Annotated in this window: 21 protein-coding genes and 1 pseudogene; 7 read left to right on the top strand and 15 right to left on the bottom strand. The window is 61.7% G+C overall.

Annotation, left to right across the window (positions count from 1 at the left end; translation table 11 throughout):
- Window positions 1-73 precede the first annotated feature (73 nt).
- Complete coding sequence (locus KZX46_RS03700) at window positions 74-946, top strand: LytTR family DNA-binding domain-containing protein (RefSeq protein ID WP_219773945.1); 873 nt, start codon at window positions 74-76, stop codon at window positions 944-946.
- A 95-nt stretch (window positions 947-1,041) separates the two neighbouring features.
- Here KZX46_RS03700 and KZX46_RS03695 read toward each other — a convergent pair whose 3' ends face one another.
- The 6 genes from KZX46_RS03695 to ligD form a co-directional block, all read right to left on the bottom strand.
- Window positions 1,042-1,566, bottom strand: coding sequence for a suppressor of fused domain protein (locus KZX46_RS03695; RefSeq protein ID WP_219773944.1), 525 nt, complete (start codon window positions 1,564-1,566; stop codon window positions 1,042-1,044).
- 54 nt (window positions 1,567-1,620) lie between these two features.
- Complete coding sequence (locus tag KZX46_RS23310) at window positions 1,621-2,664, bottom strand: GH-E family nuclease (protein WP_219773943.1); 1,044 nt, start codon at window positions 2,662-2,664, stop codon at window positions 1,621-1,623.
- Between the two features lie 72 nt (window positions 2,665-2,736).
- Window positions 2,737-3,156 (bottom strand): DcrB-related protein, encoded by a 420-nt coding sequence (locus KZX46_RS03685; protein ID WP_216710500.1) that lies wholly within the window; start codon window positions 3,154-3,156, stop codon window positions 2,737-2,739.
- A gap of 246 nt (window positions 3,157-3,402) precedes the next feature.
- Window positions 3,403-4,131, bottom strand: a complete 729-nt coding sequence (locus tag KZX46_RS03680; protein WP_216710501.1) for a hypothetical protein — start codon at window positions 4,129-4,131, stop codon at window positions 3,403-3,405.
- A gap of 285 nt (window positions 4,132-4,416) precedes the next feature.
- Window positions 4,417-4,905, bottom strand: coding sequence for a type VI secretion system tube protein Hcp (locus tag KZX46_RS03675; protein WP_219773942.1), 489 nt, complete (start codon window positions 4,903-4,905; stop codon window positions 4,417-4,419).
- A 151-nt stretch (window positions 4,906-5,056) separates the two neighbouring features.
- Entirely contained in the window at window positions 5,057-7,714 is a 2,658-nt protein-coding gene (gene ligD, locus KZX46_RS03670) for a DNA ligase D (RefSeq protein ID WP_219773941.1), read from the bottom strand.
- 109 nt (window positions 7,715-7,823) lie between these two features.
- On the opposite strand from ligD, the gene KZX46_RS03665 reads away from it, so the two are divergent.
- Together KZX46_RS03665 and KZX46_RS03660 are read left to right on the top strand one after the other, a co-directional pair.
- Window positions 7,824-8,060 (top strand): DUF5961 family protein, encoded by a 237-nt coding sequence (locus KZX46_RS03665; RefSeq protein WP_216710504.1) that lies wholly within the window; start codon window positions 7,824-7,826, stop codon window positions 8,058-8,060.
- Between the two features lie 79 nt (window positions 8,061-8,139).
- Window positions 8,140-9,012, top strand: coding sequence for a Ku protein (locus KZX46_RS03660; RefSeq protein WP_219773940.1), 873 nt, complete (start codon window positions 8,140-8,142; stop codon window positions 9,010-9,012).
- Here KZX46_RS03660 and KZX46_RS03655 read toward each other — a convergent pair whose 3' ends face one another.
- A complete protein-coding gene (locus tag KZX46_RS03655; RefSeq protein WP_219773939.1) occupies window positions 9,013-9,564 on the bottom strand; it encodes a hypothetical protein in 552 nt (183 codons plus the stop codon).
- Window positions 9,565-9,870: 306 nt separating this feature from the next.
- Here KZX46_RS03655 and KZX46_RS03650 point away from each other — a divergent pair, with 306 nt between their 5' ends.
- Window positions 9,871-10,467, top strand: a complete 597-nt coding sequence (locus KZX46_RS03650; protein ID WP_219773938.1) for an ImuA family protein — start codon at window positions 9,871-9,873, stop codon at window positions 10,465-10,467.
- 221 nt (window positions 10,468-10,688) lie between these two features.
- On the opposite strand, the gene KZX46_RS03645 is transcribed toward KZX46_RS03650, so the two are convergent.
- Window positions 10,689-11,639, bottom strand: coding sequence for a HEPN domain-containing protein (locus KZX46_RS03645; protein ID WP_219773937.1), 951 nt, complete (start codon window positions 11,637-11,639; stop codon window positions 10,689-10,691).
- Window positions 11,640-11,743: 104 nt separating this feature from the next.
- On the opposite strand from KZX46_RS03645, the gene KZX46_RS03640 reads away from it, so the two are divergent.
- Complete coding sequence (locus KZX46_RS03640; RefSeq protein WP_219773936.1) at window positions 11,744-12,052, top strand: hypothetical protein; 309 nt, start codon at window positions 11,744-11,746, stop codon at window positions 12,050-12,052.
- Between the two features lie 931 nt (window positions 12,053-12,983).
- On the opposite strand, the gene KZX46_RS03635 is transcribed toward KZX46_RS03640, so the two are convergent.
- From KZX46_RS03635 to KZX46_RS23190, 4 genes are all read right to left on the bottom strand, one after another.
- Window positions 12,984-14,591, bottom strand: a complete 1,608-nt coding sequence (locus KZX46_RS03635; protein ID WP_219773920.1) for an IS66 family transposase — start codon at window positions 14,589-14,591, stop codon at window positions 12,984-12,986.
- 81 nt (window positions 14,592-14,672) lie between these two features.
- Complete coding sequence (tnpB, locus tag KZX46_RS03630) at window positions 14,673-15,035, bottom strand: IS66 family insertion sequence element accessory protein TnpB (protein ID WP_255614771.1); 363 nt, start codon at window positions 15,033-15,035, stop codon at window positions 14,673-14,675.
- Window positions 15,032-15,490, bottom strand: coding sequence for a transposase (locus KZX46_RS03625; protein WP_216711671.1), 459 nt, complete (start codon window positions 15,488-15,490; stop codon window positions 15,032-15,034). Before KZX46_RS03625 ends, tnpB begins: the two co-directional genes overlap by 4 nt.
- Window positions 15,491-15,533: 43 nt before the next feature.
- The gene (locus KZX46_RS23190; RefSeq protein WP_255614772.1) at window positions 15,534-15,659 is read right to left on the bottom strand and encodes a hypothetical protein; all 126 of its coding nucleotides are present in this window, start codon (window positions 15,657-15,659) and stop codon (window positions 15,534-15,536) included.
- Window positions 15,660-15,703: 44 nt separating this feature from the next.
- Between KZX46_RS23190 and KZX46_RS23440 the strand changes: the two genes are divergently transcribed.
- Window positions 15,704-16,087 (top strand): GtrA family protein, encoded by a 384-nt coding sequence (locus KZX46_RS23440; protein ID WP_219773935.1) that lies wholly within the window; start codon window positions 15,704-15,706, stop codon window positions 16,085-16,087.
- Here KZX46_RS23440 and KZX46_RS03615 read toward each other — a convergent pair.
- Genes KZX46_RS03615 through KZX46_RS03605 form a run of 3 tightly spaced genes read right to left on the bottom strand, consistent with a single transcriptional unit; the run spans window position 16,050 to window position 19,309 of the window.
- Window positions 16,050-17,594: a hypothetical protein gene (locus tag KZX46_RS03615; RefSeq protein ID WP_219773934.1), complete on the bottom strand. Its 1,545-nt coding sequence runs from the start codon at window positions 17,592-17,594 to the stop codon at window positions 16,050-16,052. The genes KZX46_RS23440 and KZX46_RS03615 overlap by 38 nt on opposite strands.
- Before the next feature lie 9 nt (window positions 17,595-17,603).
- Window positions 17,604-18,248: a class I SAM-dependent methyltransferase gene (locus KZX46_RS03610; RefSeq protein ID WP_219773933.1), complete on the bottom strand. Its 645-nt coding sequence runs from the start codon at window positions 18,246-18,248 to the stop codon at window positions 17,604-17,606.
- A complete protein-coding gene (locus KZX46_RS03605) occupies window positions 18,245-19,309 on the bottom strand; it encodes a glycosyltransferase (RefSeq protein ID WP_226895847.1) in 1,065 nt (354 codons plus the stop codon). Before KZX46_RS03605 ends, KZX46_RS03610 begins: the two co-directional genes overlap by 4 nt.
- A gap of 254 nt (window positions 19,310-19,563) precedes the next feature.
- On the opposite strand from KZX46_RS03605, the pseudogene KZX46_RS03600 reads away from it, so the two are divergent.
- Window positions 19,564-20,504 (top strand): annotated as a pseudogene (locus tag KZX46_RS03600) (winged helix-turn-helix domain-containing protein).
- Window positions 20,505-20,720: the final 216 nt, after the last annotated feature.

Here is a 20,720-nt window from a genome sequence, read left to right as displayed (position 1 = left end):
GAATAGCGGCGCTTTGCTAAGAGGGGCGTCCGCGGTTTCATGCCGCTGCGAGAAGCGGCTGGTTGAAGTAGACGTGACCGTCCATTACGAGCACCACGCCAGGAAGAAGGAATTTGCGCCCTCGGCGACGGTGTTCAAGGTGCTGCAATGGGCAGTGAGCAAGCGCGCTTACGGTCTCGATCCGACCAATGCAGCCAAGGCAAACCTCATCCTGCCTGGTGCCGACCAGCCGCTGCCCGCGCGAACGCACCAATGGTGCATTCACCAAGCCCGGACACCCCCACCACCTGGTCGTCGACCTGACGCTAAGAAGACTTCACCAATGGCTGACGGCGCTATCGAGGGCGATCGGCTGACGCTATATGTGCATCTTCGCAAGACCAGCTTTCGCATCGGCGTCGAGGAAGGGCGGTGGCAGATACTTCGCTCCGCTTTCCCCGCGCTCGAGGTACGGGTTTTCGCCCGCGACTTCTCCGGCACGGCAGCGACTATGGATTTCCAGCTGCTGTGCGACCAGTTCCCGGCGATCAGGCCGTTCGTGCAGCACTGGAATCCTGTCAAGCGGTGCCGGCCGGACCTGCCCTCGCAGCCGCCTTCAGACCTTGCCCAGCTTTGTGATCGCCTCGCGGAGAGGGCGCTCGTTCCTGCAGTAGTCAGCCCAGGCCGAGGATTTCCGGATCACCGCCGGCACGGTGCGCACCGTGTATCTTCGGCAGGCCTCGTCCGCACGCATCGATCTTGGTTGGCCAACACACGCCACGTCCGCAGCATCACGCCGGCCGCTTCAGGAGATTTTCGCCACGATCTGGGCCAGAACGTCATCGTACCGCTCTCGCGACGCTACCCGTCCGTTCTCGTGAGCCTGAAAGGCTGGCGTGTTGTGGAAGCTCGGTCGTCTCTAGCGTGCAGTGGGTTCCCTACATTCGACAATCTGTTCGCGACGTAGCAAACTCGCAGCTGTTAGATTACCGGCTGCTTTGTGATTTTGTGGAGAACATTATCGAATCCTAACCGACTTTAAGGATCAGCTGAACCTGCAGCTCACACTGCGGCGGCGCGTTCGAGGTCGAAGACGTCGATCTGCATCTGCTGAAACAGTTCGGCGAGAGCCGACGCGCCTCGGGTCGCGCCGAATATCCTTTCGCTTTCAGATATCGGCAACGCGAGCAGCCACGCAACGGTCCGATCCGGCAGACGCTGCGTCTCCAAATTCCACAGGAAGGGATCGTATAGCATCACGTGCCGCATCGCCGTGTTCTTCAAATACATGCCGACTGCATCGATGTGCACGGAGTCCGGTAGCAAAGGCGCGCCGGAGTTCATGACATTGAAGGCGCATGTGGAGAGAATATTCGCCGCATCGGTGAACTCGTCCCGCGCCGCAATCAACAGCTCGACCCGCAGGGGCGTATCTCCGACCGAAGTCTCGATGTCGACGTCGGACAGGCCGATCGTGGCATGGGTCGTCACTCCGGTTGTCGGGCTATCCGATGCGGATAGTATCGCGATCGACGACTTCTCCGCCTCGTCCCAGTAGGTGACGACCTTCACGCCGTCGCCGCCCAATGCCGATTTCAGGTATCTGGCGAGCGTCTTGTGACTGATCGGGACTTCCATCGCTCAATCTCCAAGGTAGGTGTCGGTGTCGTCCTCGCCGCTGTGGCCGCGGTTGGAGGACGGCAGTTCCGGCCGATAGTGTTCGGGGTTGTTGTATTCGTCGAGGAACTGCTGACGCGAGATGCCCCGATCGGCGGCCGAGACCTGATGCTTGCGGAACTCGTAGCCGGGCTTGTGACCCATGTCCCAAGGATCGTCTGGATCCATGGGCTTGCTGCTCACCGGATCGATGACGGTCCCATCTGTCGTCTTCGCGCTATTCCAGACCTCGTCCCTTACGCCAGTGCGGAAGCCCGACGGTCGGGCGTAATCGCCCATGTATTGGAGATGGGCGTTGCCTCCGTTCATGCCGAGCGCGTTGGGATCGACCTTGACGCGGTAGTTGAAGGGGTCAAGCCGGCCCCCGGCGGCGCCTGATGACAGAGCGCCGCCGAGAAGACCGCTGCCAAGGGCAAACTGGCGCTGACCGCGCGAGCCTTCGCCGAAGAGCCGACCCCCCACCTTGTTGCCTTCGTATCCGAAGCCGGCTCCACCAGCGAGCCCAGCCGCCAGACGCGCGGCCATCAGCAGCTTGAGCCCCTTCGCCGCCATGGCAATGGCGCCGACACCGCCGATCAGACCGAGTGCGCCGACGATCAGTTCGGCGGCGAGCGGAACTTCCGGGTCGATGGCGAGGAGCTGCTCCTTCGGTCCGCCGATGTTGGTGTCGTCAGACGCGGTCGAGATCTCCGCGCCGCAGGTGGTCCGGTCGCCGATGCGGGCAGCCGGTAGGCCGTCGATGTGGACGAGCTTGCTTCCCTCGGCGATCTTCTGGTTTCCGTGATCGTCGCAGGCGACGTCGTCGGTCGCCCGCGCGGCACCGACGTGATTGGTGTCCGCATCCTCGCTCGCCTTAACGATCGAGCCGGCATCGTAGGTCGAGAAGCCCCTGACGAACTCACCGAGGACGCCGCCAAGTCCGGCCCCGCCGGCGGCGGCTATGGCCACCGCGGCGAGGCCGCCGGTCGCGCATACCGCCGCGATCGCCGCGCCGGCCAGCGCGCCCATGATCAGCCCGGAATAGGCGTTGGTATGGCTGATGCGGTCGCCGAGGCGGGCGGCTTTAGGCAATGCCGAGACCTAACCGGCGAACCGGAACGTCTCGACGAGGCGGTCAAGAATTAGCAGCTGCTCGGCGGTAAAGGCGCCATTGGCGCTGGCCGTGATGGTCAACGACTGCTGGCCGATGAGCGTGAACACCTGCCGCTGGTCCAAAAACCCCTCACCTCCGGCGAGGCGTGCGCCGGTGATCTCGGCCGGTCGACCGTCGATCTCGTATTCGCGCCGCCACAGCAGTTCGTAATCCTTCAAGGTCTGCGCGAGGGTGTCGAGTTCGTGCCCGACGTGATCCTTCAGCGAAGTTCCTGCCGCCACCGTCATCCGCGTAATGACGATGTTGAACGGGCTCGGCCCGGACGGCGTCAGCGTGAACAGCCCGACGGTCTGATCGTGAAGCTCGTCGGCGATCTCGAAGGTTGCCTCGTGCATGCGGTAGAGCATCGTCGCCCCCTTGCATCCCGGCCAGCTGGCCGATTTGACGCGTCTAGGGATAGGCGTCGATGCCCGCAAGGCCGGGATCGGCTGCGACGATTATAGTCGGGGGTCCGTCGTGATCGTGCCCGGCACCGGAGGCTCCAGAGTTGCCCATGTGACCGGTTCTCAATTTGAGAGACATGGGGCGCATTGGCGGTGCAACAAAATTATGTGGGCCAGAACCGGGCCCCGCGCGACGACGCCGAATTCGTTTTACGCCCAGCGTGTCGACCCCGGGACGTCACCTTGAACGCCGGCATACCCTGCCGCCCCCTTGCGGAAGGGATTGAAGGGAACATCGACATCGCCGAGTTGCTGGACCAGACGCGGCATCCTGTCGCGGAACGAGCGCAGAAGGCGGACATAGCCGGCGTCGGGCACCATCCGGTCGGTCTTCAGGACGTCGGTGAGGTTTCGGTGCGACCGCCGTATCGGATACCCCTTTTCCGACCGATACATGTTCTCAACGAGGATCGCGTCGAATTCGGCCACCGTGTCGAAAGACCAGCCCAGCGGATTCGCGAACAACTTGCCGGCGACGTCCTCGGAGGCATGCTGCAGCTCGTGCAGAAGCGTCGCCGCATGGTGCTGCCGCGACGTGAAGCGCCAGGGCGTGTATTGAAGGATCACATCTGACCCGAGTCCGGTCGAGACTTGAGCTGGCACGGCCTTACTGCCGTCTCCATACCGTACCGGATGAGCTGGATATTCGGCGTTCGCGAAGCTCGTCGGGAGCGCCCCCGCGTTCTTGTCCGTCGACGGATAGGGCACGACCCGGACGAACCGGGCGTGGCAATGCAACTCGTGCAGGACGCACAGCCCGGTGTTCGACCGCGCGATCTCCCCCAGATTATACATAACCGCGGCTTCCCAACCGCTGCGATCTGCTGGTTTCAACGATGACGCATCGACGATGAGGCGCCGCTGGAAGGTGACGGTCATAGGTGCATCTCCGTGACGTTCGTCAGCCGCAATCCGACCCGCTGCGATCTGAGCGAACCAACGTGTCGCCACACGTAAAGGGCACCATCACACTCCGCGCAGACGAACTGCGATCCGATCTTGTGTGCGCACGCTATCGGCGAAGACGGTCGCCGGTGCTGTCGTCGTGCGCATGTGACTTCGGTGCCGATCGGACACGCATTCACCGACCACGGTAATCTCTTCAGTCGGCTTCCACGGCGCTTGCCGGGATCGACGGCATGCGCGACCACGGCGAGCTTAAGGTCAGATCTTCTTGGCGGTCGTGAAGTCGTATCCACCGCGGACCGCACGTTCCGCATTCGTATCATCGCGCAGGAACTGACTGAAGCTGACCTGACTGAAGTTCAGCGCGATGTTCTCCATCGGCTCACCACCGGAACTCTGACCCGAAGTCGTGAAGGACGTGCAGATCACGTTCTTCATGACATATTCGATGTATTTCGCCTGAGCGCCGTCCGAAGCCTGGATGGTAACGGCAAGCTGCGCCTCCGGCGTATTTTTCCCTTCGAGCGCCTGCAGCATGAACTGTGTCGTCGTGTCATCCTGACGCTTCACCAGGTGGACGTCGCCCGGCGTCACCTTGCCGGACGACGCGCGGTTGCCTGCGGCACCGGCCGTCGTCTGCACGGCGACCGAGAAACCCCAACTATAGGAGTCGATCTCGATCCAACCCTTATACGGGCCCGCAGTGACGGCCCCCTGCAACGAACCAAGTTTCAGATAAACCGGCATTTCGCTCCCCTGCCAAATCGCGCATTCGATCCGAGAGGATTACGTCGGTTGAAGTCTTCAGGATAGCCTGATCGAATGTCGCTAATGGCAACAGCGAGCAGGCCTGGATATTGCCAGCGCGACGTCGTCGTTGACTCTCTCGCAGCCGCCTTCAGACCTTGCCCAGCTTTGTGATCGCCTCGCGGAGAGGGCGCTCGTTCCTGCAATAGTCAGCCCAGGCCGAGGATTTCCTGATCACCGCCGGCACGGTGCGCACCGTGTATTTCGCAGGATCGAGCCCCTTTTTCACCTGTGACCAGCTGATCGGCATCGACACCGGCGCGCCGGGCCGTCCGCGCGGGGACAGTGGCGCCACCGCTGTCGCCATGCGGTCGTTGCGGAGGTAGTCGAGGAAGATGCGCCCGGTGCGCTCCTTCTTCGCCATGTTGATCAGATAGCGGTCGGGAGCGTCGGCGGCCATGACCTTGCAGACGTCGCGGGCGAACGCCTTGGCCGTCGGCCAGTCGACGCCTTTGCCGTCGAGCGGGGTGACGATGTGGAGCCCCTTGCCGCCCGTTGTCTTGCAGAAGCCGACCAACCCGAGCGCCGACAAGCGGTCGCGGACCTCCTTCGCGGCGGTAATGACGGCGTCGAATGGCACATCGGGCGCCGGATCGAGGTCGAACACGAAGCGGCCCGGCTGCTCGGGCAGGAAGGGCTCGCAATTCCACGGGTGTAGTTCCAAGGCCCCGGTCTGGGCCGCTGCGACGAGCGCCTCGACGGTGTCGAACCGGATGTACGGCTGGCGGTCGCCCCGGACCTCTACCTCGGTGATCAGTGACGACTGGCCCTTCGACGTGTGACGCTGGAAGAAGTTCTGCTTGCCGGTGATCCCATCGGGCATGCGGATCATCGAGCACGGTCGGCCCTTGAGGTGGGGCAGCATCCATTCGCCGACCGCCTCGTAGTAGCGGGCGAGCTCGACCTTGCTCACGGGTTGGCCGTCGTTCGCGTCGGGCCAGAGCGCCTTGTCGGCATGCGAGATCGTCTGGCCCATGACGACGGTGGATCCACGCGGCATCACCGTCGCCGACCGGACGGTCGTCGTCACGACTGGCGTCGGTGCCGGAGTGTGCAGTTCGGTCGTCGGCGGGGCCGGTGCCTCGGCTTCGACCTCGGCCGCCAGCTTATCGTCGCGCAGCCCTTTGAACGACGCCTGGCGCAGCGACCCATCGCCGGTGAACCCGGCGTATTGGATCTCAGCCACGAGTTCGGGCCGCAGCCAATGGATGTCGGCGGTCTTGCGAGGTGCGCCCTTGCCCTTGAACGGACTGACGTCGCTGGCCAATGCCTTGAGCTTCGGCATGATCGCGGCGACGACGTCGCGGCCGAACCCGGTGCCGATGCGGCCGACGTGGACCAGTTCGCCGTCGCGATGGACCCCCGCGATCAGCGAGCGGAACGCGTCGCCGTTGGTCGTCCAGCCGCCGAGCACAACCTCGTGGCCTTGGCGGCACTTTGATTTCGCCCAGCTCTCGCTGCGACCGGAGACGTAGAGCGCGTCGACCTTCTTCGAGACGATCCCCTCGAGATCCATGCGGCACGCCGACAGCAGAACGGCGTCGCCGGCGGTGACGAAGTGATCGACGTAGCGCAGGTTCGCCGCGTGTCCGTCGAGGCTGGCGGCAAGTCGCTCCTTCCGCGCGAGCAGCGGCAGCGGGCGGAGGTCCTCGTGGCCTTCGAACATCCTGTCGAATGCGAAGAATACGAGATTTTCCGTCTTCCCGTCGGAAATAGCGGCCTGCAGCCCGGCGAAGCTGGGCGCGCCGGTGTGGTCGAGCGCGACGACCTCGCCGTCGACGATCCCGTCGCCGAGCTTGGCACCGGCAGCGACGATCTCGGGGAACTTCGCCGACCAGTCGAGTCCCTTGCGGCTGAGCAGCGTCGCCTTGCCGCCGACGGTCCGCAGTTGCATGCGGTAGCCGTCGAACTTGATCTCGTGCGCCCAACCCGAGCCGGCCGGGGGCTTGTCGACCATCGTCGTCAGCTGCGGCTCGATGAACGCCGGCATGACTTCAGCCACGACGGCCTTGGCCGACTTGCCGGGCTCCGCGGGGGACTTGGTCTTCGTTCCGGCGGCCGCCTTCGGTCCCGCCGTCGCGGTCGAGCGGTTGCTCTGCCACACCGCGCCGGCGTCGGCACCGCCGGCGGTCATGAACGGCTTCGCCGAACGGCCCTTACCGGCGGCGATGTCGGGCATCGTGCGCTTCGACGCCACCGAGCGGTCGTCGTCGCTCGGACCGGTGACGTTGCCCTCGACCGCCCCCTCGTCACGGTGCTTGATCAGCAGCCACGCATTCTTCGGCCTGCCGCGGCCGTCGCCCTTGAGCCGGACGATGACCCACGAGCCGTGCATCCGCTCGCCCTCCATGACGAACTTGAGCTCGCCCTTGGCCAGCGCCGCGGCGATGTTCTCGAACCCCTTCTCGGGGGCCCAATAGCCGCGATCCCACAGCATCACCGTGCCGCCACCATACTGGCCCTTCGGGATAATGCCCTCGAAGTCGCCATAGTCGAGCGGATGATCTTCGACCTCCATCGCCATGCGCTTGTCGTGCGGATCGAGCGAAGGCGCCTTCGGCACGGCCCAGGAGCGAAACGTCCCTTCGAATTCGAGGCGGAGGTCGAAATGGAGGTGGCTAGCGGCATGCTTCTGAATGACGAAGCGCAGCGCCTGCGACGGCACGACCTTGGCGTCGTCGCCCGACGGCTCAGCGGTCTGCGCGAAGTCCCGCATGCCTTGGTATTTTTCGAGCTTGGTCGTGGCCATCGGCGCCTCGGTAGGACTGGTCAGATAAACGTCCGACAATCACAATGATCGCACTTGATCGATGAGTCGATTTTCTCGTCGCGGCGTTGAGGGTGAAGGAGAACAGACCATGCCTCAAGCCGCGACCCGCCGGTTCAGCGTCCACGCCCGGCACATCGACCAGCATCACGCCCGATTGCTCGACGAGGCGTCGTTCGAGGCGGCGGCGGTCGCCTACGTCGAGGATTTCCATCCACCCATCGCCGACGACAACGAGATGCGGGTGATCGTGCGCGAGGTCGGCACCAGCCACGAGCATTGCTTCACCATCGATCTCGAGACTGGTGCGACGACCCCCTGCGGGTGACGATATCGGTCGGGAAACGATTTCGCGCGAGGGTCGTTGATCGCTCCTGGCGCCCTCGTCCGCGCCGCGAGGAAGCGACATGGCGTATCGTCCAAGCTGGCAGGGTCATCTCAAGCTCTCACTCGTGACCTGTCCGGTCGCGATGTATACCGCGACCAACGCCGCAGGCGATGTTCACTTCAATCTCATCAACCCCGAGACCAACAACCGGATCAAGATGATCACGACCGACCCCGACACGGGGCCGATCGAGCGGTCGAAGCTGGTCAAGGGCTATGAGGTGTCGAAGGGCGAATACATTCTGCTGACCGACGACGAGATCAAATCGGTCAAGCTCGAGAGCACCAAGACCATCGACATCGAACGCTTCGTCGCCGGCGACGAGATCGATCGGCTCTATTGGGACAACCCCTATTATCTCGCCCCCGACGGCAAGATGGCGCAGGAGGCGTTCGGCGTCATCCGCACCGCGATGGAGAAGTCGGGGCAGATCGCGCTCGGGCGCATCGTCATGGCGACGCGCGAGCGCATCTTGGCGCTCGAGCCGCGCGGCAAGGGTATCCTTGCCTACACGATCAGGTCCGACGCCGAAGTCCGCAAGTCCGACGAGATCTTCGCCGGCATCAGCGACGACAAGGCCGACGCCGGGATGATCGCGATCGCCGAAAAGATCATCGAGCAGCGCGAGGGGCCGTTCGACCCGAGTCAATTCGTCGACCGGTACGAGAAGGCGTTGAAGGACCTGATCGAGGAGAAGAAGAAGGGTCACAAGCCCGCCGCCGTTGCCGAGCCCGACAATACCAACGTCATCGACCTCATGGCGGCGCTCCGCGCCAGCCTCGAGGGTAAGAAAGGTGCCGCCAAGTCGGGGGCCAAGGATGCGGCGAAGGACGACAAGGCCGCGGCCAAGAAGGCGCCGGCGGCGAAGCCGCGGGCGCGCAAGGCCGGCTGATCAGTCGGTGCCGCCGGCCTTCCGGTAGGCGGTCCGCGCCTCGACGACAGCACCGGTCGCCTGTTTGCGCTGCTCGACATACCGTGCCTGCGACGCCTCCCGTTCCGCATCGAGCTCGTCCTGCCGTCGGCGGAGTTCGGCCTCCTCGCGCTTGCGGTCCTCGTCGACTTGGCGGAGCGCGGCCTCGGCCTTATCGAGCGGCCTGCGATCCGCAGGCTTCTTCTTTCTAGGCGGCTTAGCGGGCGGTTTTTGGGGATGGACGTCCTCGGCCCACTTTCGCGGCGCGTCGGGGATCTCGGGAAGGCCACGGGGCTTCAGTTCGAAGGGGTTTGTGGTCCCGATCAGCCGCCGAAGCGGCACGCCGGGCTGCGCCCGCGCCGCCTCGACTGCCTGCGCGTCGTCCGTCTGCCTCGCCTGGCCGCTGGCGAACAGGTTTTGCCGGGTGCCCCACGCCTCGAGCGCCGCCGTCTGGCTGCGCGCCGCGACGACGGAATCGTAGAAGCCCATCTGGGCTGAGAATACCTTGAGCTTGGGATCGACCGCCTTTTTCATCAAGTCACTCCGAATTACCTCTTCGATGTGGGTTGTCCCCTCGCACCGCGCTACTCCAAAATCCTCGTCGATGGATCCGCGATCCCGCCGACCGTGTCATCTTAGCCGGGGACGTAACCGCTGCTGTAGATGACGATCGAGTGGTTCCCACCCCCGCGAGCGTCGATCATCTAGGCGCCGACGACCACTCCATGATGCTGAATTCAGTTGCCGACCCCAACGCGCTGAAGGGCCGAAGCCACAACCCGGCTTGACGTCGGCGGTCGTTGATAAGAACATAGAGCGAACAAACGAGTCGTGCTTTTCATGTCCGCCATCGCATCCAGATCAGAATCGCTGTCGCGTCTCCGGGAGCATCTCGCTGTCGTCGAGGGCGCGAACCGGCTTTCCGCGCTCGGCTTTTCCGTTGCCGCGCTCGACCATAGGCTGGCGGATGGCGGGCTCCACGCTGCCGCGGTGCACGAGTTCGCTCCGGCCGCGGCGTCGCTGGGCGACGATGCGGCGGCTACCCTCTTCATCGCCGGCGCCGCCGCGCGGTTTGCCGCCGCCGCCGACGCACGCGTGCTGTGGGTCGTCGGTCGCTTCGATCTATATGCGCCGGGGCTCGAGCAGGCGGGACTGACGCCGGCCAAGGTGCTGTTTGCCGAAGGACGCGATGACAAGGAGGTCCTGGCGCTCATGGAGGACGCGCTCCGGCACGGCGGGCTCGCCGCGGTGGTCGGTGAGGTCAGGCGGGCTGACATGATCGCGACGCGGCGCCTCCAGCTCGCCGCCGAGGGCGGCAGGACACCCGTACTGCTGCTGCGGCGCTGGCGGCGGCGTGGCGTCAGTCCGTTATCCGAGCTGTCCGCTGCGACGACGCGGTGGCGGATTGCCTGCGCAGCACCGCGGCAATTGAGATAACGTCTTTCAGGATAGCCTCGCCCTCACCCGTCGCGACGCTATTGACCGACTTGAGGCGTCCATCATCCCACCGCGCGAAAGTGGTGTCCGTGTCGGATGCGCCTCCCGAAACTTTGCCGGCCGAGAAAGCCTGCCTCGACTACCTGTTGCAGCTGTTCGAAGACCTCAATTTCTGTGACGAGATGCTCGACCGAGAGGCCCCGCGGCGCCTCTTCTTCGCTTCACCCAGCGCTACGGGCCGCACCGTTCTGGGTCGACGTCACCGCCGCTTCGAGCACCGCAATGCGGCTGGCGCACACAGCATGGACCGCTTGACCGAGCGTCTCGACGCACCGCCCGAGCCACTCAAGCTCGGCGGCATCGATCCTGTAGTGCTTCGAGTAACGCGCCTTGACGTAAGCGTCCTTGAGCTTCTCGAACATCACGCGATGTTTGCGGCTATCGCGCGGCCACGCGTCGATCAGACGGGCATCGAGCCGCTCTGCCTGCGACCGCAGGAAGGCGATGTTATGGACGTGCGGCGTGTAGAACGTCAGCACGAGCAGAACGCAGTGGTAGAGGCTCTCGGCTGCCTGATGATATTCGAACGCAGCGTGTTTAAGGAGGCCCTGGGTAAAAGCATATTTTGCAAGTTTGTCGCGGCCCATGGCTGCCGGCAGCCATTCCTCAAAGTACTCATTCGCCATGCATAGCGCCTGCTCAGGCGTCTTGGGCTTGGGGGTATGGAGGTCGGTGTCGTCGGACTGGTAGAGGGCGATGCCGTCCCTCGCGACATCCATGAAAAAGTAGCGCCCGTGCGCCAGTCCGTCGTTCACTTCCTGAAGGGTATGGACTATGAAATTTACCGGGGTCCGAAGCGTCTTGGTTATCGACAACTCGCGGATGAGCCTCTCTTCGGCGTCACCCCAATAGGCAACGCGGTCGGTCAGCTCGCCCTGGTTGACGATGATCAGCAGGTCGTAGTCCGACTGATAGCCTTTGGCGGTGTGCGGCTCATCGATCCAGCCACCGCGGGCGTAACTGCCGTAGAGCACGACCTTTTGGATCCGTCCCGCTGCCCGCTTGCCGATAGCGTTGGCCTGCGCCAGCTCGAACGCCTCGAATAGGATCGCGATAACGCGCTCAAGCTCGCGCTGCTTCGCCGCCGGCAGATGGTCGATCCCGGTTTTCATCGCCCACAGGATATCAGTGGGGCAGGGGGGCTTGGCAAGGGAGTTGCAAGCGTGGTCGTTCGTCGGATCAAGATATAGGCCACTCGCTTAAGTTATCGGAGCGTATGGTCCGCTTGAAGCAAGATCGTTGGCATGTGATCGTCCATCCCGATTGGCGGAGCGTCGCGTTCAAGCACAAAGCCTGCGGCGATAATGGCCCCGGCAACGCGAGCAAAATAGTGCATCTCGAACACCAGCGTTTAGCCGTACCAGATCGGATCAGTAAAGATGTGATGGCGCAGTTAATCATCGACGATTGCAGTCAGCGGCGATACGATCGCGAACCCGCCGTCGCGGGTCGTGACAAACCAGATGCCCGAGCCAAAGGTGAAGGGGCGGTATGCTTAGATTATCGGTCTCGGATTACCCAGTAGTGAAGGCATATCATGCCACCTGTTGGCCCCATCAACTCGCACTCCCTGTCTGTTCACTTCAGAGTAACGACGTGGCTGTGACGCTCCCCAAGCGGAACAAACAAAGAACACTTTCATTAAATAGCATTTTGTGCAGTCAATCCGCGGCTGGAACCCGCCACAAGGCGGGGCTAAGATACTGCAGGAAAAAGAAAAACAGCGAGGTTACAGCTTTGATACGGCGCAAGCTGTCGGGCAATGCATTCCTGCCTTGTGGTGAGCCCGACAGAATGTGATTGACCGCCCAATGCGCTCCCAACGGCTTCACGCTATGCTTCGCCGCCGGGTCGTGGCATTTTGCCGAGAGACCAGCGTTGTCGCAAAAAGCGCTGGGTCAGGAGATGCCCATGGGCAACGTCACCGCGCGATCGGTCCTCTATGTCTGCCTATTGGTTTGGGCCATAATGTTTGGAGTGTATGTCGTCGGCCTTTGGACCGAGTCTGCGGTGCCAGAATTCAGCAACGAAGACGATCATGTTATAGTTCACGACGCATCGGTAGTTGCACATCGCGGAACGGTTACCCCTTCAGCGGGAACATCACTGTCTGTTCGCCTGAAAGAGCAATAGCGCCGCAGTAAGGCCCAATCCTAAGGAAACGATCATCGGCCTGCCTTGCCATCTATGGATGGACTACTGAGTGCTTGAGCAACACAAGAAACCAGACCTGCCAGACTGTTCCCAAAAACCAGACTTACAGGTAATTTTTCCGAGTTGTTGGCAAGCACCGCAAAGTAGCCGCTGTCAACCAGCCTAGAATTTTGAAATCGTAGAGATATCTGAATCATGGCAGGCTGTAACAGATTTCGGGCTTCTGGATTTAGACCGTAAGCCACTCGCGCGATAAGGGGGTCGGGGCAACCCCTCGACCGTAAGCGATGTGCCGAGGCCCTTCAGGCTTGGAAGTTCCACGGCATGAGCTGATTGAGGTTCTGGCTGGAGTGTCCGCGGGCAAGGCGCTCGAGGGTGTCGGTGAGCCAGGCGAGTGGATCGACGGCGTTGAGCTTGGCGGTCTCGATGAGGCTGGCGATGACGGCCCAGTTGTCGCCGCCGTCGTCGGAGCCGGCGAACAGGGCGTTCTTGCGGTTAAGGGCAATGGGCCTGATGGTCCGCTCGACGGTGTTGCTGTCCATCTCAACGCGGCCGTCTTCGACGAACAGCGTCAGGCCGGTCCGTCGCGAGGTAGCGTAGCGGATCGCTTCGGCCAGCTTGCTCTTGGCGCTGACCAGGGGGAGCCGGGCGGTGAGCAGTCGGAACAGCGCGTCGACGATCGGCTCGCTCTTCTCTTGCCGCAAAGCGCGACGGGCTTCGGCGTCCTTCCCGCGGATCTCGTCCTCGATGGCGTAGAGCGCCTTGATCAGCTGTAGTGCCTCGGTGGCCGTTGGTGAGGCGTCGGCCCTGGCGAGCTCGAAGAACTTGCGGCGCGCATGGGCCCAGCAGAACGCGAGCGCCACGTCATTGCGGCGGCCGAGCTTGTTGTAACCGGCATAGCCATCGACCTGCAGGATGCCGCTGAACCCGGCGAGATGTGCCAGTGGCCGCTCGGACTTGCGGTCGGGCGCGTAGATGAAGGCCACCGCCGGCGGATCGGTGCCGCCCCATGGTCGATCATCGCGGGCATAGGCCCAGATCTGCCCGGTCTTGGTGCGTCGTCGTCCTGGATCGAGCACCGGTGCCGTCGTCTCGTCGGCGAACAGCCTTGGTCCCCGCTTCAGGACAGCAAGCAGGTGATCCCGCAGCGGCGTCAGCCACCAGGCGGCGCGGCCGGTCCAGTCTGCCAATGTCGAACGGTCAAGGTTGACGCCCTGACGGGCGTAGATCTGGGCCTGGCGGTAGAGCGGCAGATGATCGGCGTACTTGGAGACCAGCACCTGCGCGACCAGCGCGTCGGTCGGCAGCCCGCCTTCGACGATCCGCGGCGGTGCCGGCGCCTGCACGACCTGGCCGTCGCAGGCACGGCACGCATAACGCGGACGGCGGGTCACCAGCACCCGGAAAGCTGCCGGCACCACGTCGAGGCGTTCGGCCACATCCTCGCCGATGGCATGGAGATCACCGCCGCAGCAGGCACACTGCTTGCTGTCGACGTCGATCAGTTGCTCGACGCGTTCAAGATGCGCCGGCAGCTGGCCGCGGTTGGTACAGCGCTGCTTCTCGGCGCGCGCGTTGGGTGAACTGATCGTATCCAGCTTCGCTTCCACCTTGGCGAGGGCGATGCCGAGATCCTCGAGCACCAGCTCGAGCTGGTCGTCGTCAAGCTTCTCCGAGCGGGGACCGAACCGGTGACGCATGAAGGCGGCAATGATGCTGTTCAGCCGAGCGATCTCGGCATCGGCTTCAGCCTGGACGACGGCGTTCTGCTCAGCTTCGGCGCTAATGCGCGCGACCTCCGCCGTCGCGTGCTCCACCTTCGCCATGAGCCGCGCCGTCTCGGCGTGGGCGGCGACGATCATGGCGCGGAGCACCTTGGGATCGTCGGGAAGATCAGCTACGGCGAGCATGATAGCGGTAGTGAATCACGCGCGCGCACGCGCGTCGAGGGCTACCGCCGATATGAGTCAATCTACCGCAGGCACAGTGGCTTAGCCGGCGATCTGCGGCACTCTCGTGCGTCTGGCCTGATGCACCCGGCGCCAGTCCAGACCTTCCACGAGTGCGGCGAGCTGGGCGGCGGACAACCGCATCACGCCGTCATGAACAGACGGCCAGCTAAAGGCGCCGGCTTCCAGCTTCTTGGCCATCAGGCACAGGCCGGTGCCGTCCCACCAAACCAGCTTGACCCGGTCGGCCTTCTTGGCCCGAAACACATAGACGACGCCGGAGAAGGGATCGCCGCCGAGCTGGGCCGTCACCAGCGCCGCCAGGCCGTCCATCCCCTTGCGGAAATCTACCGGCCGCGTGGCGACCAGCACGCGGGTGGCACCGCTTGGCCCCGGCGCCGTCAACGGCTGCCCTTCAGCGCATCCAGTACCGCCGCGATCAGGGTCGCATCGGCACCGCGGCCGATCCGCACCGAAATGCCGTCCATGCTCACCTCGATCGGGGCTGGGATACTGCCGCGACGGGCAGACCGACGTCGTCGCGGAGATCTGGCCGCCGATGTTGCGGGTAGCGGCGATGGAACCTCTTCAGGCTCGACGATCGCCGGCACGAACAATGGCGCTTCGGCGGGCTCCACCGGGCGGCGCAGCTGCCGCCGCCACGTGAACAGCTGGCTGGGGCAGATGTCGTTCCGACGCGCCACGTCACAGACGGTGATGCCGTTGCCGGCATAGCTCTCGGCAACGATCTGCGCCTTCTCATCATCGGACCATGGCCGACGCCGCCTCGTGCCGGTGAAAACCTCGATCCGCGCCGCACGACCGCCCATCGAGCCAGCATCGTCACATGACATCATCATAGCATCAGCACCGCCAGCCCCTGGGACAAGCAGGACTCGCGGGTTACGCCGTCATGAGCAAGGCGGGGTCAGCACAGCGCTTACCCTCGACCAGCGCGCCGCGCAGCGCTACAGGGAGCGAGAGAAGCACGGCGAATGACGCCGTGCCGTTGTAGGCCAGCCGCGCCATCGCCTTTCGATTATAGCGTCTCAAGCGGTAACAAGGTGACATAAATGAGCACTCAGTTAGGCCGATACGCTATCGCAGGTGCAGTTGCCGCAGCATTATATTCACTGATATATCTGATATTCGCCGACAAGCTGCTGCCGCAGGGTGAAGCTGAGTTCGCTGTGGTTCCGGCTTTTCTAGCTTCGTTGCTGCTGAGCTTCCAGCTCCATAGCCGTTGGAGTTTTGCGGGTCACGGCAGCCGAAACGAAAAAGTAAGGCTACCGTTGCGTTTCCTCGTAGTCCAAGCGGCTGGCCTTGTCACCAATGTCGCTCTTACTTATCTAGTGACCAAGGTCCTGATGGAGCCGAATTGGGTAGCCTTGCCCCCGACACTGATCCTTACGCCACTTCTTACCTTCGCGGCGCAGCGGATATGGGTGTTTCGATAGTCGACGTAGCTGCAGCTGCGGGCAGGTGGACAACGCGTGAACCAACGCGGATTTTGCGAGGGAGTGCCTCGTCGATCGCGTCTGCAACGGCCGGATTGTAACGTTCGTCAAACCACGTGGATCCGCGATCGCCGTCACTCAATACCGCGCCAACTCGGTGATCTCGGATCCGTGCAATCACGATGCGCTCGTCCCATCTACCTGCCCGCGCCAGCTCGGCGAATATTGCTGGCTCCCAAACAATTTGACGATGCATACGCATCAAAATGACCATCTCGTCGGATATAATATCGCCTTTGACGGGTCCGAGTATCTGCACGAGTTCGGCATCCTCACCTCGTCTCGCGTTAATCGACTTTAACAGCCATCGGTTCGGGTGTCCCACCATAGAGAGTGCCAGCAATAGTGGTATTAGCGCCCAACAAATCGCCCTGATGGGTGAACCAAGCGAGAGCTGGCTCGAGGCGCTCTGCAAGATTGATGCTACGGCGAACGCGCCGCAGACCGCTAACCCCGCAATCCACTGAATATAATATGAACTACTCGATCCGAACTTACCTGTTGTCACCAGCGATAGCGTGGCAATAGGAACGAAGAACAGAATTGCTGTCCTGGTCAATTTAGGTTCTGTCTTGAGGCGACGATCGCGCCATGATTCTGCAGCCATCTTCAGATAGCCCGATCCACAAATCAGAAATAATGGGATGTCGAGGCGAGTTCCGTCTCGAAGGTTGGGAAGTATCCGTGCCATCTCGAAACGGTTAATATTATACAAAAAGAGATGATATATTATTCCGCCGTGCGTCTGCCAAACTAGCGCAGCAAGAACTAGAGCACCAAGCAAAAGGGTTGTCGAGATCGCTCTTGTTGCCTGTTGGGGACGAAGCAGTAGGAGTGTCACAAAACTTGCCGCAGCAGCAACTACCGAAACTTGCTTGCTAAAAGCAGAGAGAACAAAGCAGACCGAGGCGACATAGATCAGCCCCTTGCGTCGGTCGCACTGCGTGACGCACCATAACCCAGCAATCGCGAAGAAACAGGCAATAGCGTCCACACGCATTTGAGGAGCCCATCGGTAGACCGCCTCGAAAAGAACAAACATTATACTTCCGGCGATCGTCGCAATCCGAGAGAAAAGCGCGGGGCCCTGAGGCATAATGCGTCGTGCGAGATCACCGACAAAAAACGCAGAGCCGGCGGTCGAGACCAGAGAGACTATCCGCCCCGAATACAGTGGGTCCAGCCCCATCGCCGCGAGCGTGAAAGTAGCGAGGTGAAAAACAGGAGGATAGTGGAACACGATAGCGGGAAAGCCATCGATTGGTGCATAGCCTCGGCCGGCGACGATCTCGACCATCTGTTTCCAGACAATCCCCTCATTATAATCAAGACCATAAGGAAAGAGCAGCGCTTCAGTGCACCACCAAAGGACTCCCACAACCGGGATCGCGGTAATTAGCGACAAGATAGCAAGATATGTCGATTCGATTAACTTAGACTTTCGCACAAACATCTATCAGGCAACACTACTTGGTCGCGCAACAACGAGCATCTGTTTACCCATAGGCTTAATAGGACTTTTCAGATAGGCACCTATTAGCATATCGGATGTCGGTAATCGAGACTTGACTGTCAACGGTAAAAAACGTGGATGCACTTCCAGTACTTCCCACCCGTTTGCTTGTAAGAAGTCAACGAGGCTAATATGTGAGTAGACTGCAATATGAGTATAGTCGTCAAAATACTCACGATAAGCAAAGCGATAATTGGGCTGCAGAATTGTGAGCGTTCCTCTCTGCGAAAGAAGCGGTCGCAGCCGACTAAGGACCTTGGAAAACTGTTCCTGCTCGAGATGTTCGAAAAGGTTCGATGCAAAAGCATAATCGACCGAACCGAGTTCTATCCCAGACAGCTCCTCGACTGAGCCGATGATCACCTCTACTCCGGGACTAGCATGATCGTGGAGGCCCGCCCATTGGTCGGTAGCGATGCAACGTCTCGCACGGACAGTGTTTATGAAGTCACCATACCCAGATCCCATATCAAGTACTGTGTCCGCTAAGCTAATCCGTTTGCTGAACCAAAAACGCCATAAAGCGCGCCAAACCTTGGCGCGCTTAGGATCTAATGCCAGACGGGTATCGTGATAGGCGTTACTCATGTCATCCACCGCCAATCAAAAAGAATGCCGTATATCATCCGGACCCCGACCTTCAGTCCTCGCATATTATTTATATTCCCGCCCTTACTAATGCCGACGCGAGGATGAAATGTTATTGGACACTCGACGACGACGAGATCAAGTCCCAAAGCGCGATCAAGAAAATGTGCGTTGAACTCAAGATTGATAGCCGGGTCTACTGCGGGAAGAAGGCGCTCTAGGGCGCTCCGGCGGCATAGTTTGTAGGTCGTACCTACGTCGGTCATTGTCCCACGACCAAGATGCTTAGCTTCAAGGAGCTTTCCGACAAAAAGATTTCCGTAATACATAAAAGTGCTCAGCTGCGTCTCATGCTGCCGGAGTGGCTCGACCGTGCGCGTACCGTTTACGATGTCGGCGTGTGGCGCATACGCAAGCAGCTTCTCGATATCATAGGAACGAAACGTAAGATCGCCCTCACATAGAACCACAAATTCGGTATCATCGAACGCAGCGGCTTCGCTCAGACAGCGAAACACGCATCTACCATAACCGGGCTGGAGTTCGTTATGCGTAATTGCCCCTGCCTCCAAAGCGCGCTCGAATGTTCGATCGACGCTATTATTGCTCACAAGGATTACGCGTTCGACCATCGGGTTTTCGACGAAGTCGCGAACAGCCGGGCCGACACTCTCCTCATCGTTATATGCGGTCAGCGCAACAGTCACGCGGCGTCGCTCTATTGCTGTGAAGCGAACGGGTCGATCGGGTTTCCGGTGCCTCAACAAGTAGAGGAGGTCGAACATAATTAGCGCCAAGCCAAGCACGAGCGGGACACCGCTGTACCAAACGAGCCACTCGGCCAATGAGTCAAGACTATGACCGTATGGTAAAATATAGCGCGGGAAGACCAGCAAAACGCCAAGTACGTATGTGCTTAATCCGAGCGCTGAAATGAGAAGACCATAAAGCAGATATGGCGGATGCCGCCGACGATCCGCGGCAAATTGCCTGCTACTGTCCGCCGCGTCATGCACTGCAGCCCCCTCGTCGTTAACCTTTGCCCAGAGGCCATCGGACACTCGCATGGATGTTGCAGTGCGGCAAGAGCCTAACAAATAATAAAGACGTCATGCGATCTCCATCGTGCATCGTTTGCCATTCCGTCGGATCAGGCCCAAGCTCGGGCGGGGAGATACGAGTCCAGCGCACAGGGCTAACACCAACAGTCGTGAAGCCTGGCTTACACGGGCGATTCCCAGGAGTCCGCCGACGTGATTCAGCGTTCCCTGTCGAGCGAGGTTGCGTTGGCGACGGCGGTTAGGTTGAGGGCGCATTGACGAAGTCGGAACTGAGGTGGCTGGCGCAGTCTCGGCGCGATGCCGGACAGGTCCGTCGGCTTCTAGTGCTGGCGGTGATTTATGATGGTGGCAGTCGGATCGAGCGGCGCGGATCGGTGGCGTCGGCTTGCAAACGGTGCGCGAATAGGCGCTGAGGTTCGACTGCAACGGACCCGCTGGCCTGGTCGATAGCAAAGCCCCCGGGGGCGGCCGAGGCTCGATGCAACGCAGAGAGTGGCGCTGGCGGCGGCCGTCGAAAGCGGTCCTATCCCGGCCACGTATGGCGTCGTACGCTGGCGACTGGTCGATCTCGCGGCGTGGGTTCACGACAAGTTCGCCGTGTCGATCAGTCCCCAGACGCTGAGCAGCGAGCTGCGTGCGATGGGACACCGCAAGCTGACGGTGCGGTCACGCCACTATGCGCAGGACGCGGACGCCATCCCGGCATTTTAAAAAATAACCCCCCAGATGGCGGCGATCCGGGCCGCGCTCCTCCAGGGCATAGCCATAGAACTGTGGTGGCAGGACGAAGCGCGGGTAGGGCCAGCAGAACGGCATCACCCGACGTAGGGCGCGGCGGGGAACACGACCGTCGGCTCCGAACGACCAGCGGACGACCTCGGCCTATATCAATGACGCCATCTGTACATCCGAGGCGCGACGCCCGTCCTGCAGCGCTGCAACACCGAAAGGATGACGCTCGACCTCGCCAAGATCGCCGTCGCCGTGTTGCCGGGTGCGCGGGGCCGTAATGCCGCTGCCAGCAAAATGACCCGAGCTAAACCAGGTCGGGAAGGTTTGGCAGTTCGTGCGCGACAACTGGCGGTCGAACCGCATCTTAAAATCCTACGACGACATCCACGATCATTGCTGCTTCGTATGGAACCGCCTCGCCGCTCGGACGGGGCGCATCATGACCATCGGACCGCGCCATTAGGCGCATGGGGTGAGGCCAATAATACTTGGTTCGAGGAAGCGGAAAGGGGCTTCCCGAGACCGCTGCGCCTCCGACAAAATTGTCGCCGAAGAACGCTAGGTCCTTCGCATATCGACAGACGCAAGCGAGGCTGGTCGCAAACCTTTCGAGAGTGGGAGCGAAGCCGGCTGTTCACGTTGACTCAAATCGCTGTGCCAGCGTAAAAGGATGGCAGGA

The sequence above is a fragment of the Polymorphobacter sp. PAMC 29334 genome (genome assembly GCF_019431245.1).
Lineage (GTDB): Bacteria > Pseudomonadota > Alphaproteobacteria > Sphingomonadales > Sphingomonadaceae > Polymorphobacter_B > Polymorphobacter_B megasporae.
The sequence above is the reverse complement of the archived record's forward strand: the minus strand, read 5'-3'. Positions and strand labels throughout refer to the sequence as shown.